The sequence below is a fragment of the Granulicatella sp. 20925_1_45 genome, assembly GCF_041433555.1.
Classification (GTDB): domain Bacteria; phylum Bacillota; class Bacilli; order Lactobacillales; family Aerococcaceae; genus Granulicatella.
Genome location: NZ_JAPWBR010000032.1, coordinates 1 through 13468, shown reverse-complemented (window position 1 = coordinate 13468; position 13468 = coordinate 1). Strand labels below are relative to the sequence as shown.

The following is a 13468-nucleotide window of genomic DNA, read 5'->3' as shown; positions in this document are numbered from 1 at the left end:
AGAATGTTACGGCAGTTATGCGAATGGAAACATGTAAATATAATCGAAGCAGAAGTCTGCGTGGATCATGTGCACATGTTAGTAGAAATACCACCCAAAATGAGTGTTTCTGGTTTTGTAGGATATTTAAAAGGGAAAAGCAGCCAAATGATATTTGAAAGATGGGCGAATGCAAGATTTAAGTATCGAAATAGATCATTTTGGTGTAGAGGGTTTTATGTAGATTCGGTTGGAAAGAATTCGAAAGCCATTGGAGAGTATATACGGAATCAACTAAAAGAAGATCATATAGCGGAACAATTGGAATTAGAATTGGAAGATCCGTTTACAGGAAAACGTAAATAGGTGCTCGTCGCAGGCCACACGAGCGCCTTGAGGCGTCGCTCTGAGATCAGGGCTATGCCCGAAACTGAAAAACCACCGGCTTAGCCGGTGGATATTTATTTCTAGAAACCTTTTAGTACTGCGGTTTTCGTGAGGTTAGCGGAACATATAGTTCATCAAAAATACGTTAAAAAGTTAACAAATGTTAACCACAAAACAAGGCGAAACTTCATTATTTAGTGATACAATGAACATATCAAATCAAAGGACGTGATCTAATGGATTTCACAGGTAAAGTTGCCATTGTCACTGGTGGGGCAAATGGTATTGGTAAAGAAATCGTTCGCGGTATCGTTAACGGCGGCGGTTTTGTAGTCATTGCAGATATTAATGAAGCTGCAGCAAACAAAACAGTTGAAGAGTTCGGACCAGAACACACAAGCTTCAAATACATGGATTTAGGAAATCATGAATCTATCGTAAAAAGCATGAACGAAATTTTAGCAGAACGCAAAGTAGACATCTTAGTGAACTGCGCTGGGGTTATTAGTGCAAAACCTTTCGACCAATTAACATACGAAGAATGGGAAAGAACTATCCGTATCAATCTTTCAGGATGCTTCTCAACAATTAGCACAATTTTCCCACACTTTATCGAAAACAAAGGTGGACGTATCGTAAACGTATCTTCAGTTGCTGCTAAACTTGGTGGTGGACTTTTAGGTACTGCTGCTTATGCTTCTTCTAAAGCTGGTTTAAATGGTTTAACAAAAGCCGTTGCTAAAGAAGGCGGTAAGTACAATATCGCATGTAATGCTGTATGTCCTTCATTCACTCGTACAGATATGACAACAGTTTTATCAGAAGATAAAGAAAAGAGCCAAAAAGTTATCAGCATGATCCCTCTTGGACGTCGTGCAGAACCTACTGAAATCGCTCAAATGATTCTCTTCTTCGCAAGCGACCTTGCAAGCTTCGTTACAGGGGAAATCGGTGACTGCGATGGCGGTATCACATTAGATGGCTGATTTTAGCTAGAGTCTTATTCCAAATCAGAGAAGGATTGTGAACAGTATGAAAAAGATTAAAATTCCTGGGGATACAATCATTATTCCAATGTTTATTGGATGTGTGATTAATACATTTTTCCCTCAAATATTACAAATTGGTGGATTTACCACTCCAATCGTGAAAGGTGCTGGACCACTTGTTGGGGCATTCCTCTTCATTATCGGGGGTACCATTTCTCTTAAAAACACACCAAAAGCCGTTGGACGTGGGGCAGCGATTATTTTAGCAAAAATTGCGGTATCTGTAGTCTTAGGGTTATTGGTTGCGAAAGTATTCAATGACAACTTCCTCGGACTTAGCGCCGTTGCCGTTATCGGTGCCATTTCAGTAGCCAACAACGCAATGTATGCGGGTATTGTAGATGTATACGGGGATGAAATCGATGCTGGTGCCGTTGGGATTACAACACTTAGCGTTGGACCAATGGTAACAATGGCCGTATTAAGTAGTGCAGGTCTTGCAAACATCTCGATTTGGAACTTAGTCGGAACTGTATTGCCACTTGTGTTAGGGATTGCGTTAGGGAATGCCTTCCCATACATGAAGAAAGTTCTTTCAAACGGGATTACAGCCATCATTATCGTCGTTGGTTTCTGTTTAGGGGCTAACATGAGCTTTGGCCAAATCCTTGAAGGTGGTCTACCTGGTATTTTACTAGGGGTGATTACTACATTTGTCGGTGGTATTGCATCTATCACCGCAGACCGCTTAACAGGTGGTAACGGGGTTGCCGGTGCTGCCATCTCAAGTACAGCAGCCAGCGCTATCGCTACACCAGCTGCACTTTCAGCAGTGGATGCTTCGTTCAAAGGAATCGAAGCAACAGCAACGACTCAAATTACAGCTTCAGTAATCGTAACAGCTATTTTAACTCCAATCTTAACAGCGTATATTGCTAAGAAATTCGGAAACAAAAAAGAAGCCAAAGCACAAGAAGCTTAATCGAATTTAAAAGTGAAACCACCTTGGAAAATTTTCCGAGGTGGTTTTTGTTTTGCTTCGAGTGTAACAATTATGTTACGTAACAAAAATGTTACATCGAAAAGTTGAGTTGTATCAAAAATGATACGTATCAAAATTGATACAAAAAGAGTAGAGTGTATCATGCATGATACATCTGGATTCTAAACGCCTTTCGACTGAATTTTTCGCACAAAAAAAAGAACCACAAATACTGAATTCAAAAGATTGCAATAAAGTATCTGAGACTCTTCTCTTATTTTTTTTTATAATGAATTACGCTTCACCGAAAATGCCTGTTGAAAGGTAGCGTTCTCCTGTATCAGGTAGGAGAACTACAACAGATTTGCCTTTTCCTAAGCGTTTTGCCACGCGTAGAGCGGCAGTGACAGCAGCTCCAGAAGAAATACCAGCAAGGATACCTTCTTTAGCAGCTAAGTTTTTCGCTGTTTCGATAGCATCGTCACTTGAAACAAGTTCAAAGCCGTCGATAACTTCGCGGTCGATAATGCTTGGCTCAAAACCAGCAGAAATTCCTTGGATGCGGTGTTTTCCTTTTTGACCTTTAGAAATAAATGGTGCTTCTTCAGGTTCAACCCCGATGATTTCAACGTCTTTGTTCACTTCTTTTAACGCACGGCCAACACCTGTGATCGTACCACCAGTACCGATACCACTGATGTAAGCATCTGGAGTTTTTCCGTCGAAGGCTTTTATAATTTCTTGCCCAGTTGTTTGATAGTGGATAGCTGGGTTTGCTTCGTTGTCGAATTGACGTGCCCAGAAGTAGCCAGGTTGTGCCGCTAATTCTTCTGCTTTGGCAACGGCAGCGCCGAATCCATCCGCAGCAGGTGTTAATAATACTTCTGTACCGTATGCTTTCATTAATTGACGGCGTTCGATAGACATAGATTCAGGCATAATTGTGATGACCTTGTATCCTTTGGCAGCACCGATTAATGAAAGTCCTACCCCTGTATTTCCACTTGTTGCTTCGATGATTGTATCGCCAGGTTTTAGGCTACCATCTTTCTCAGCTGTTTCGATGATGTTTAAAGCGATACGATCTTTCACAGATCCACCGGCGTTAAACGACTCGACTTTTACATATACATCTGCAGAATCGTCTGAAACTAAACGACGTAGTTTCACAAGGGGAGTGTTCCCGATTAATTCTGTGATAGTTTCTACTGATTTGACCATAAATGATCCCTCCATAAAGTTAGACTGGGCAACTTTAAGGGTTGCTTGTTACCATTTTAACTGGGATTGATAATGGGAACAATACTTTTGTTTAAAAAAAACAGAAAAAAGTATAGCAAATCCAATTTAGGTGTGATACACTATCTGCTAGCAAGGGCTTTTAAACTCATCCAGAGAGGTGAGAAAGGCTAAGATCAAGTTTATTAGACTAGCCCTACGCTTAAAAAACATAGGGCTTTTTGTGTGCACAAAAACGCCCGGAAAAGAGGGTAAAATGGAGTTACAAACTTCAAAAGTCGATCTGTTGTTAGATGTGGATCAAAAACCGGAGCTCGTGCCTGGGCTGCTACTAAGTTTACAGCACGTGTTTGCGATGTTTGGTGCCACTGTTTTAGTGCCGTTAATATTGGGGATGCCAGTATCGGTTGCTTTATTTGCGTCAGGATTAGGAACGCTAATCTATATGGTTGCGACGCAGTTTAAAGTGCCTGTTTACTTGGGATCCTCTTTTGCTTTTATTACGGCGATGCAATTCGCGATGGCACAAATGGAAGGAAAACCAGATGCTGCGCAAACGGGGGTTATATTAGTCGGACTACTCTATGTGATTGTGGCCTTATTTGTTAAATTCTTAGGAACAAATTGGATTAACCGACTCTTACCTCCAATCGTCATTGGACCAATGATTATCGTCATCGGTTTAGGTCTTGCCAATGGTGCGGTAACGAACGCCGGATTTGTAAAAGATGGTGACTGGAAGCCAATGTTAGTTGCAGTCGTAACATTCCTCATCACAGCATTCATTAATACAAAAGCAAAAGGGTTCTTGAAAATCATTCCATTCCTATTTGGGATTATCGGTGGATATATCGTGGCCATCTTCTTTGGACTAGTCGATTTCACAAAAGTCATTGAAGCACAATGGATTGCGTTGCCAGAATTATACTTGCCATTCAATACAAACGGATTATTCCATCAATATAACTTATACTTCGGGCCTGAAACATGGGCGCTTCTGCCAGTAGCTGTTGTAACGATTGCTGAACATATCGGGGACCACACCGTATTAAGTGAAATCTGCGGACGTCAATTCTTGAAGGACCCAGGCTTACACCGTACGCTGATTGGGGACGGGGTCGCAACAGCCGTATCTGCCTTCCTTGGAGGGCCTGCCAATACAACTTACGGTGAAAATACAGGGGTTGTAGGGTTAACTCGTATCGCATCTGTATCGGTTATTCGTAACGCAGCACTGATTGCGATTGGATTCAGCTTCTTTGGTAAATTCACAGCGCTCATCCGTACGATTCCAAATGCAGTGCTAGGTGGAATGGCGATTCTCTTATACGGGGTTATTGCTTCCAACGGGTTGAAAGTATTAATCGAAAAACAAGTGGACTTCAGACAAGTGCGAAATCTCATTATCGCAAGCTCAATGTTAGTCCTTGGACTTGGTGCAGCAGTGCTTGAAGTAGGGCCTGTCACTTTATCAGGGACAGCGCTTTGTGCGATTGCCGGAATCGTCTTAAACTTAATCTTGCCACACGAAAAAACGGAAGAAAAATAATTAAAATGTTAGCGAACAATAAGGGCGTCAGAGGAATCTCTGGCGTCTTTTTTATGCCTTAATAAAGAGGATTCGAATATATTAAAAATAGTATAGAAAGAATACTACCGGAAGTATTCAGAAAATATCTCAAATAGTGTAATTTCCTCTTTCATAAAGTACGTAAATTACTTGCACCGGTTGCTATATAATTTTATATTATATAAGGAATGTAATTGTCTATATAAATTATATTATATACATATGGGAGTTTTTGACCGTTTAAAGGCCGGATTTTCAACGAATATTTGTCGATTGTAGGAGGAGCTTTATGCTTACTGAAAAACGTAGAAGAATCATTTTGGACTTATTAGAAAAGGAAGATACAGTACACCTAAGAGACTTAATGGAGGCGCTAGGTGCTTCTGAATCGACAGTTCGTCGTGACCTTTCTTTATTAGAAGAGGAAGGAACGCTGATTCGTGTACACGGTGGAGCTAAACGCGTCTATTCAAAAGAGTATGAACCAACCATAAAAGAAAAGGAACGTTCAAATCGACGTGAGAAAGAATGCATCGGGCGCTACGCTGCATCCCTTGTCACAAAAGGCGAAACGATTTATATGGATGCGGGGACGACAACGCTTCGTATGATTCCGCATTTAGAAGGAAAGGATGTCACTGTCATTACAAACGGCGTGCAACAAGCACACTTATTAGCAGACTATGGCATTAAAACGGTGCTCCTTGGTGGACAAGTTAAAACAGAAACGAGCGCGGTTGTGGGGACTCTTGCTCAAAACCAATTACGCGAGTATTTCTTCAAAAAAGCTTTCCTTGGAATGAACGGTGTCGATTTAAGCTATGGCTATACGACTCCAGACGAAGAAGAAGCAACGATTAAAAAAATTGCGATTAATAAGAGTAATCAGGCGTATGTTTTGGCCGATTCGAGCAAATTTGCTAAAGTAAGTCTCTGTAAGGTTGCGGATTTTCATCAAGTAACCATGGTCACAAACACGACGAAGGAGCAAGCCGATTTACGGTACCGTATGGCCGGAAGCATTCGTCTTGTTGAAATGGACGCATAATAAAGGAGAGATAGCATGATCTACACGATTACGTTTAATCCAGCGATAGACCTTGTTGTTAAAGTTCCAAACTGCGAACTTGGCACATTAAACCGTTCTGTAGAAGAAAACTACGTGGCAGGTGGGAAAGGAATTAATATGTCTGTCATCTTGAAGCGGTTAGGATTTGACAATACTGCAACAGGTTTCTTGGCAGGCTTCTCAGGGAACTTCATTAAAGAAGCATTGCAATCAGAAGGGATTCATACGAACTTCATCGAAATCGACGGAGTTACGCGTATTAATTTGAAATTAAAGAGTACCGAAGAAACGGAAATCAACGCCAATGGACCAGTCGTATCGAAAGAAGATTTCGCTCGTTTAGTGGAGTACTTTGAAGGAAACTTACAATTGGGCGATGTGGTATTCCTAGCCGGAAATGCCGGTAATGGGATGGATCACTCTGCGTACACAACGATTGCGAAATTGTGCGATGATAAAGGCGTTAAATTAGTATTAGACACAACAAAAGATTTATTAACGAAATGTCTTCCATATCACCCATTCATTATCAAACCAAACCATCATGAGTTAGGGGAGATTTTTGGGGTAACGATTGAAACGGAAGAACAAATTGTCGATTATGTGAAAAAACTCCAAGACATGGGGGCTCGAAATGTTTTGATTTCTCGTGGGGGTGACGGAGCAATGCTCCTTAGTGAAACTGGTGAAGTCTATACATCAAATGTTCCAAAAGGAAAATTAGTCAACTCAGTTGGAGCAGGAGACTCAATGCTTTCAGGCTTTATGGCGAAATTTATTGAAACCAAAGATTACGCAGCGAGCTTGAAACAAGGAGCCGCTACAGGAAGTGCGACAGCCTTCTCTGTAGGAATTGCTGAAAAATCATTTATTGAAGAGTTATTACCACAAGTAGTGGTTACAAAACTGCAAAAGTAGAGAAGTAGAAAGTGAAATTATCAGATTTATTAAAGAAGAGATTTGAATTTCGGCTCCTAGGGTTTCCTAGGAGCCTTTTTTTCATGAAAAACCATAACATTTTTTGCAAATAGATAGAAAACGAGTATTTTTCTGAAAGAAAACGTTATTTTGTTGCACGCAAGAGGAAACATGTGTATACTGCAAATAGTGTTTTCAAAAAAATGGAGGGAAAAACATGAAGAAAGTATGTTATTTATTTTTAGGACTTTTAACTGTATTCCTTATTTTGGGAGGATTAAAGAGTCCAGTAGTATCGGCGAAAGAAGTGGCGCTTAATGTGACAAAACAAGTAGTGACACCAGCAAAATCGCCAGCAGATCAATACACAGATATTAGCGTGGAGATGAATTTTGGGATTCCGTCAACAGCCGCTAAGGGAGATACGACGGAAATTAAGTTGCCAGACAACTTGAAATTTATTGAAAATCAAACGTTTAAAATTACAAATGATGCAGGCGATGTGATTGCAGATGCGGTTATTAATCGTGATACAAAAACAATCACGCTAACGTATACAGACTTTGTAGAAAAACGTTCAGACATTACAGGTAATTTAAAATTTGCAGTCCGTGTAGATATTACAAAACAACATGAAAACACAAAAATTCCAGTAAAATTAACAATCGACAAACAAACAAAAACAGTCGGTGAATTTAATTATGTATTTGTTCCTGGAGACTTAAGTAAAGAGTTTGACAAAGTGAGCTGGGGAACAAAAACAGCAGAAGACGGAAGCATTACTCGTACGTATGAATTACGTGTGAATGCGACAAAACAAGCATTTGCAGATGCTATCGTAACAGACCAATTGCAAACAGACGGTATGGAATATGTTCCATCAAGCGTAAAAGTTTATAAAGGCGTTTGGGGCGAAGGAAATGACGGAAAACTTGCCTTGAAGAATAGACAGCTTGTGACTGATAAAGAAGTGACTTTTGCAGCAGATAACAAGAGCTTTACAGTGAAATTAGGCGATGTCGCTCAAGCAGATGGCTACTTAATCGAGTATAAAGTGCGTGTTCCTTATGCGCCAGCTTCAGGGGAAACATTCGTGAACTACGCAAGCTTAGATGCAAACAAAACACGTATTGATGCAAAAGAATCACCATATGTATATCAAACAGCTAGTGGTTCAGCGGATGGTTACACATTTGAAATTGTGATCGATAAAAAAGGGGACGATGGTTCAGCTTTAGCAAACGCTGAATTTGACGTTATCCGTAAAGTAACTGGTAAATCTGTTGGTAAATTAGTTACAGGAGCAGATGGTACTGCAAAAGTATCCAACTTATTACGCGATGAATACATTATTCGTGAAACAAAAGCTCCTTCAGGATTCCAACTGTTAGAAGACGATGTAGTAGTAAATGCAGCAGATTTTGATGCAAGTAAAGTAGCTCGTAAGGAAATTGTCAATAAAGCAGAGACAACGACAACAACTACTACAACGACGACAGAAGCTCCAACGACAAGTACGACTACAACGGAAGCACCAACGTCAACAACGACGACAGAAGCTCCTACAACAAGTACGACAACAACTGAGTCTACAACGTCAACAACGACGACAGAAGCTCCTACAACAAGTACGACAACAACTGAGTCTACAACGTCAACAACGACAGAGGAGCCAACAACAACTGCGGTGACAACTGAGTCTACAACAACAACGACGACTACTACCGTTGCGCCAACAACTACAACAACTACTACGGAGTCTACAACGTCAACAACAATGACAGAAGCTCCAACAACAAGTACAACAACAACAGAAGCACCAACGACAGCGGCTTCTACAACAGTTGCACCAACAACAGTAGAAACTACAACAGAAGCACCAGAACTTCCTAATACAGGTACAAAAACTGTAGGAGTTTGGGCAGCAGTAGTGGCACTTCTAGCAGGATCAATGTTAGTCATTGTCAATAAGAAAAATTCACAAGCATAGTCAATAATGCTTGCTAAATATGCTCTACAGTAGTATATTAGAAACAGTTAAATATGTGAAAAGTACAAAGGGGTGCCATTTTGGCTGAGATGTAGTTACAAACCCTTGAACCTGTTACGTTAGTACGTGCGTAGGAATTGTATTTGATTTCGAAGTTTTAGACGGAGTCTCTTTGTGTTTTTCAACAAACGAAGGAGGCTCTTTTTGTATGAAGAGAAATGTTTTAGTATGGGTAGAAGTTGCAATTATTGCAGCATTGTCAATGGCGATGTCCTTTATTCCGGACTTTGCTGGGTGGTTTTCACCGTCGTGGGGAGCAATTGTTCTTGTTATTTTTTCACTACGTCGCGGCTTGACACCAGGTTTAGCAGCAGGTTTGCTATGGGGATTACTCCACTTCGCGTTAGGTAAAGTGGCATTCTTGTCTGTTGAACAAGTACTCATTGAATATGTCATTGCATTTGCAGTGATGGGACTTGCAGGACTTCTATATAGTCCGTTCCAAAAAGCATTAAAAGCTGAGAAATATACAAGTGCGATTACGTTAGCTTGTACTGCAGCTTTTGTAGGAGTAGGCGTTCGCTACTTCTTCCACTATATTGCCGGGGTTATTTTCTGGGGTAAATATGCACCAGAAGGAATGAGCCCATGGTTATATTCTCTCACTGTTAACGGAACAGCAGCACTCGGAACTTTCATTGTGGTAGTGATTGCGTGTGTGGCGCTGATTCGTCAGAAAAAAATTTGGATAGCTCACTAGGGAAATTGTGCTTTCCGAGTCCTGGTTTAACCTGAAACCAGGGCTCTTTTTTTATTGGAAAAATAAGGGTAAAGCACTTCGTGCGCTTTGGATGTCTCTGTAGTAGAAATAATAGCTGCAACGGGTTGAGCCTGAGGTCTCAACGCCTACCAAGCTTCAAACTGACACTAGGAATAAATTCCAAGTGTCAGTAATTCACATTGGTTGCACTCGCTATTATCACTACTACAGAATCCAAAGGCACTCCTGCTTTACCAATAAGAGATCTAGTTTCAGTTAAACCATTTTAAAGGGTGGCCGAAGAAGGGAAAAGTGTGTGCTCTTCAGTGAAGCCACTCGTTTTTCTTACTCTTTTTCAGTAAAAGGATCTGGTTTCGGTTAAACCTTTTAATATGATGAGGGTGTAAAAAATGTGTGTGCTTTTCAGTGCTTTTTTGGTGAAGGCACTCGTGCTTTACCAATAAGAGACCTAGTTTCGGTTAAACCATTTTAAAGGGTGGCCGAAGAAGGGAAAAAGTGTGCGCTCTTCAGTGAAGCCAATCGTTTTTCTTACTCTTTTTGAGTAAAAGGACCTGGTTTTAGTTAAACCAATTTCCCTAGGAGCTAGGAGGGGGAAAAGAGGATGCAGGGAGTTAGAGAGTGCTCATATTTTAGCGAGTGTAATTCCTTAGTGGATTGAGGGAGAGAGAGTTTGACAGGAGGTCATTTCAATAGTAAAGTAAACGATGAAAGAGGTGTTGGTATGGTTACAGAATGCGAAAAAATGAATGTGTCTCATGAGATTTGGATGATGATTATGAAAATCTACAATGAGAACTTGAAAACTTTTTCGATGTCATTAAAAGAGGTGGGATTGAATCCAACTCATTTTGAAGTGTTACATCTGATTTTCCGAAATCAAACGATGGATCAAAAGACGATTGCGCAAACGTTGAATTTGACGCAGGGAAATATTACGCATTGCATTCGTCATTTAGAAAAATTAGAGTTGATTTCGATTGAAAAAGATTGGAAGACAAAACATATTTCATTAACAGAAAAAGGAAAGAAATTGCTGGATGATTTAATTCCAGCGCAACATCAAATGATGGAACATACCTTACGTGGATTGGACTGCAACCAAAAGCAACAATTGCGTGAGCTACTAGTCTCATTTGAGAACACATGTAAGTCGGTTTAAGTAAATTTTAAGTACGAAACGTATACTTAAGAAAAAAGAAGAGGTGCGACTATGAGAATTTTAGTAGCAGAAGATGAAATTGATTTAGCAGAAGCGCTGAAAATGATGCTTGAAATGCAAAAATATAGCGTGGAGGTTGTTCACGATGGGGCGGATGCGCTATTTTATGCCGAATCAACACCGTATGATTTAATCTTGCTGGATGTCATGATGCCGAAGAAATCAGGAATCGAAGTGGTCCGTGAATTGCGTGCGGGTGGAAATACAACGCCAGTGTTGATGTTAACGGCAAAAAGCCAATTAGAAGATAAAGTGACAGGTCTTGAAGAAGGAGCGGACGATTATTTAACGAAGCCGTTCGAGGCGCCTGAATTATTAGCGCGTGTGAAATCATTGCTTCGCCGCCCAAATGTCTTTGTGGCATCTGTGATGAACATCGGAAATATCGAGCTTAACCGCGATAAGTTCACAATGGAATCAGCCAGCGGACAAGTGTTGTTGAATAATAAAGAGTTCCAATTGATGGAATACTTCATGATGAATAGCAATCAAGTATTATCAACCGATTTGATTATGGAAAAAGTTTGGGGACTCGACTCAGATGCTGAGATTAATGTGGTGTGGGTGAATATTTCATCTCTCCGTAAAAAATTAGCGAGCATCGATGCGAACGTGACGATTAAATCTGCACGTGGTTTGGGCTATCAATTGATGGTCGAAGCGTAATCCCGATGATTTTAGAAAAGAAGAGGAGTTTGCATGTTTAAACAACTTCAAAAAAGCTTTGTGAAAAGTGCGATGCTGTCGTTTACGGCAGTGCTGCTGGTTGTGCTAGTGGCGGTCAACGTTGTGAACTATCGCCAAACCGTCAATCAAGTAGACCGACTTGGGACAATGCTTGTTAATAATGATGGAACTTTTCCTGATGCACCTGAGGGAGGAATGGCTCCTAAAGAACATCCTGAACATGGAATGCCAAAAGGAATGGAGTTTCGTAAAGATGATCAGATGGCAACACGTTATGCAGTCGTAAGAGTGGCAAATGGCACGGTCCAATCTGTCGACCGAACTCACTTAGTATCGCTCGATGAAGAAGCGTTAAAAGAGTTGGGGCTACGTGTCGCACAAGGTTCTGCCACTCAAGGATGGGAAGGAAGTCTTCGCTATCAAGTTGCTAAGACGGATGCCGGAACAATGGTTGTCCTTGTAGATGCTAATAAGGAGACACAACAAATATCGAGATTGATGATGGTAACGGGAGCAGTCTTTGTTCTCTGTTTAGCAGTGGTATATGTTCTTGTTCGTCTCGTATCGAAACGCGCGATTCGTCCGTTTGTCGAAAACGTGGAGCGTCAGCAACAATTTATCGCCAATGCGAGTCACGAGATTAAGACACCGTTAGCGGTTCTTTCTGCCAATACGGATTTACTTGCCATGATGGGCACTGAGGCGAAATTTGTCGATAGTAATAAACGCCAAATTAAGCGTCTGAACTCTCTTGTAGAGCAGATGTTAATTCTTTCAAGATACGACGAAGGAGAAGCGGCTGCGACAAAAGAGGAAGTCGATTTAGTAGCCGTTACGAAAGCAATCGTAGAAGAGATTTTACCAGTCTTAAACGAAAAAGGACTCCAGGTAGAATTTACTGGGGAGGCACAAACGATTATCACAACGAATAAGAGTGCGATGATGGAGTTGATTCGTATCTTGCTCGATAACGCGATGAAGTATACGGTCGGTGAACCTGTCATCACCATCGAGGCAAAACGAAATCAATTAGCCATTGGAAATGAAACCGAACCAATGACGAAGGAACAGGTCAGTCAGATTTTCGATCGCTTCTACCGCGTAGACAGTTCGAGAAATCGTACGACAGGCGGTAGCGGACTAGGGCTTTCTATCGCGCAGAAGATTGCCGAAACGAACAATGTACAGTTGACAGCAGAACTCACAAGTGAAACTCAAATTCGCTTTGTCATTGAGGGTGAGAAAAATGGATGATCGACTTATCTATGAAGTTTTAGAGGTGGTTGGTGAAATTCCAAGCGGAAAAGTTGCTACTTATGGACAGATTGCTAGTCTCATAGGTCGTCCGAAAAATGCAAGATTAGTCGGAAAGATTTTAAGTCAGGTAGAAATCTATGGCGACTATCCTTGCCACAGAGTCGTTAATGCAAGTGGAAGACTGGTACCAGGATGGTTTGAACAAAAAGAATTATTAGAAGCTGAAAGAATCATCTTTAAAAGTCCGACAAATGTATCACTCAAAAAATATCAATGGAATCCGGAAGAGGATTAGCCCAATCTACAATAAAGATTGGGCTTTTGTTTTAAAAAAGATACAAAATGAAAGACGCTTGGAAAATTATTCCAGCGTCTTTTTTTCGTACGAATTATCATATATG

13 protein-coding genes and 1 riboswitch are annotated in these 13468 nt (G+C 40.8%); of the genes, 12 read left to right on the top strand and 1 reads right to left on the bottom strand.

Annotated elements, in window-relative coordinates; all coding sequences use genetic code 11:
• The 3 genes from tnpA to O3798_RS08480 form a co-directional block, all read left to right on the top strand.
• Positions 1 to 345 (top strand): IS200/IS605 family transposase (gene tnpA, locus O3798_RS08490; RefSeq protein ID WP_371464285.1); only part of this gene is annotated, 345 nt, incomplete at its 5' end.
• A gap of 257 nt (positions 346 to 602) precedes the next feature.
• On the top strand, positions 603 to 1352 hold the full coding sequence (locus O3798_RS08485; protein WP_048711709.1) for an SDR family oxidoreductase: 750 nt from the start codon (positions 603 to 605) through the stop codon (positions 1350 to 1352).
• 46 nt (positions 1353 to 1398) lie between these two features.
• Positions 1399 to 2337, top strand: a complete 939-nt coding sequence (locus tag O3798_RS08480) for a 2-keto-3-deoxygluconate permease (RefSeq protein WP_285251548.1) — start codon at positions 1399 to 1401, stop codon at positions 2335 to 2337.
• 294 nt (positions 2338 to 2631) lie between these two features.
• Here the strand turns inward: O3798_RS08480 and cysK are convergent, their stop codons facing one another.
• Entirely contained in the window at positions 2632 to 3558 is a 927-nt protein-coding gene (gene cysK, locus O3798_RS08475) for a cysteine synthase A (RefSeq protein WP_048712194.1), read from the bottom strand.
• A 274-nt stretch (positions 3559 to 3832) separates the two neighbouring features.
• Here cysK and O3798_RS08470 point away from each other — a divergent pair, with 274 nt between their 5' ends.
• The 9 genes from O3798_RS08470 (at position 3833) to O3798_RS08430 (ending at position 13362) form a co-directional block, all read left to right on the top strand.
• Positions 3833 to 5125, top strand: coding sequence for a uracil-xanthine permease family protein (locus tag O3798_RS08470; RefSeq protein WP_371464284.1), 1293 nt, complete (start codon positions 3833 to 3835; stop codon positions 5123 to 5125).
• A gap of 310 nt (positions 5126 to 5435) precedes the next feature.
• The gene (locus O3798_RS08465) at positions 5436 to 6194 is read left to right on the top strand and encodes a DeoR/GlpR family DNA-binding transcription regulator (protein WP_371464283.1); all 759 of its coding nucleotides are present in this window, start codon (positions 5436 to 5438) and stop codon (positions 6192 to 6194) included.
• Positions 6195 to 6209: 15 nt separating this feature from the next.
• Positions 6210 to 7133: a 1-phosphofructokinase gene (pfkB, locus tag O3798_RS08460; protein WP_371464282.1), complete on the top strand. Its 924-nt coding sequence runs from the start codon at positions 6210 to 6212 to the stop codon at positions 7131 to 7133.
• A 217-nt stretch (positions 7134 to 7350) separates the two neighbouring features.
• A complete protein-coding gene (locus O3798_RS08455; protein WP_371464281.1) occupies positions 7351 to 9123 on the top strand; it encodes an Ig-like domain-containing protein in 1773 nt (590 codons plus the stop codon).
• Positions 9124 to 9181: 58 nt separating this feature from the next.
• Positions 9182 to 9277, top strand: a riboswitch (TPP riboswitch).
• Positions 9278 to 9331: 54 nt separating this feature from the next.
• Positions 9332 to 9883: an energy-coupled thiamine transporter ThiT gene (gene thiT / locus O3798_RS08450; protein WP_371464280.1), complete on the top strand. Its 552-nt coding sequence runs from the start codon at positions 9332 to 9334 to the stop codon at positions 9881 to 9883.
• A gap of 742 nt (positions 9884 to 10625) precedes the next feature.
• Complete coding sequence (locus O3798_RS08445; protein WP_371464279.1) at positions 10626 to 11063, top strand: MarR family winged helix-turn-helix transcriptional regulator; 438 nt, start codon at positions 10626 to 10628, stop codon at positions 11061 to 11063.
• Between the two features lie 51 nt (positions 11064 to 11114).
• On the top strand, positions 11115 to 11789 hold the full coding sequence (locus O3798_RS08440; RefSeq protein WP_048782127.1) for a response regulator transcription factor: 675 nt from the start codon (positions 11115 to 11117) through the stop codon (positions 11787 to 11789).
• 33 nt (positions 11790 to 11822) lie between these two features.
• Entirely contained in the window at positions 11823 to 13064 is a 1242-nt protein-coding gene (locus tag O3798_RS08435) for a sensor histidine kinase (protein WP_371464278.1), read from the top strand.
• The gene (locus tag O3798_RS08430) at positions 13057 to 13362 is read left to right on the top strand and encodes an MGMT family protein (protein ID WP_371464277.1); all 306 of its coding nucleotides are present in this window, start codon (positions 13057 to 13059) and stop codon (positions 13360 to 13362) included. Before O3798_RS08435 ends, O3798_RS08430 begins: the two co-directional genes overlap by 8 nt.
• The last annotated feature ends 106 nt before the right edge of the window (positions 13363 to 13468 follow it).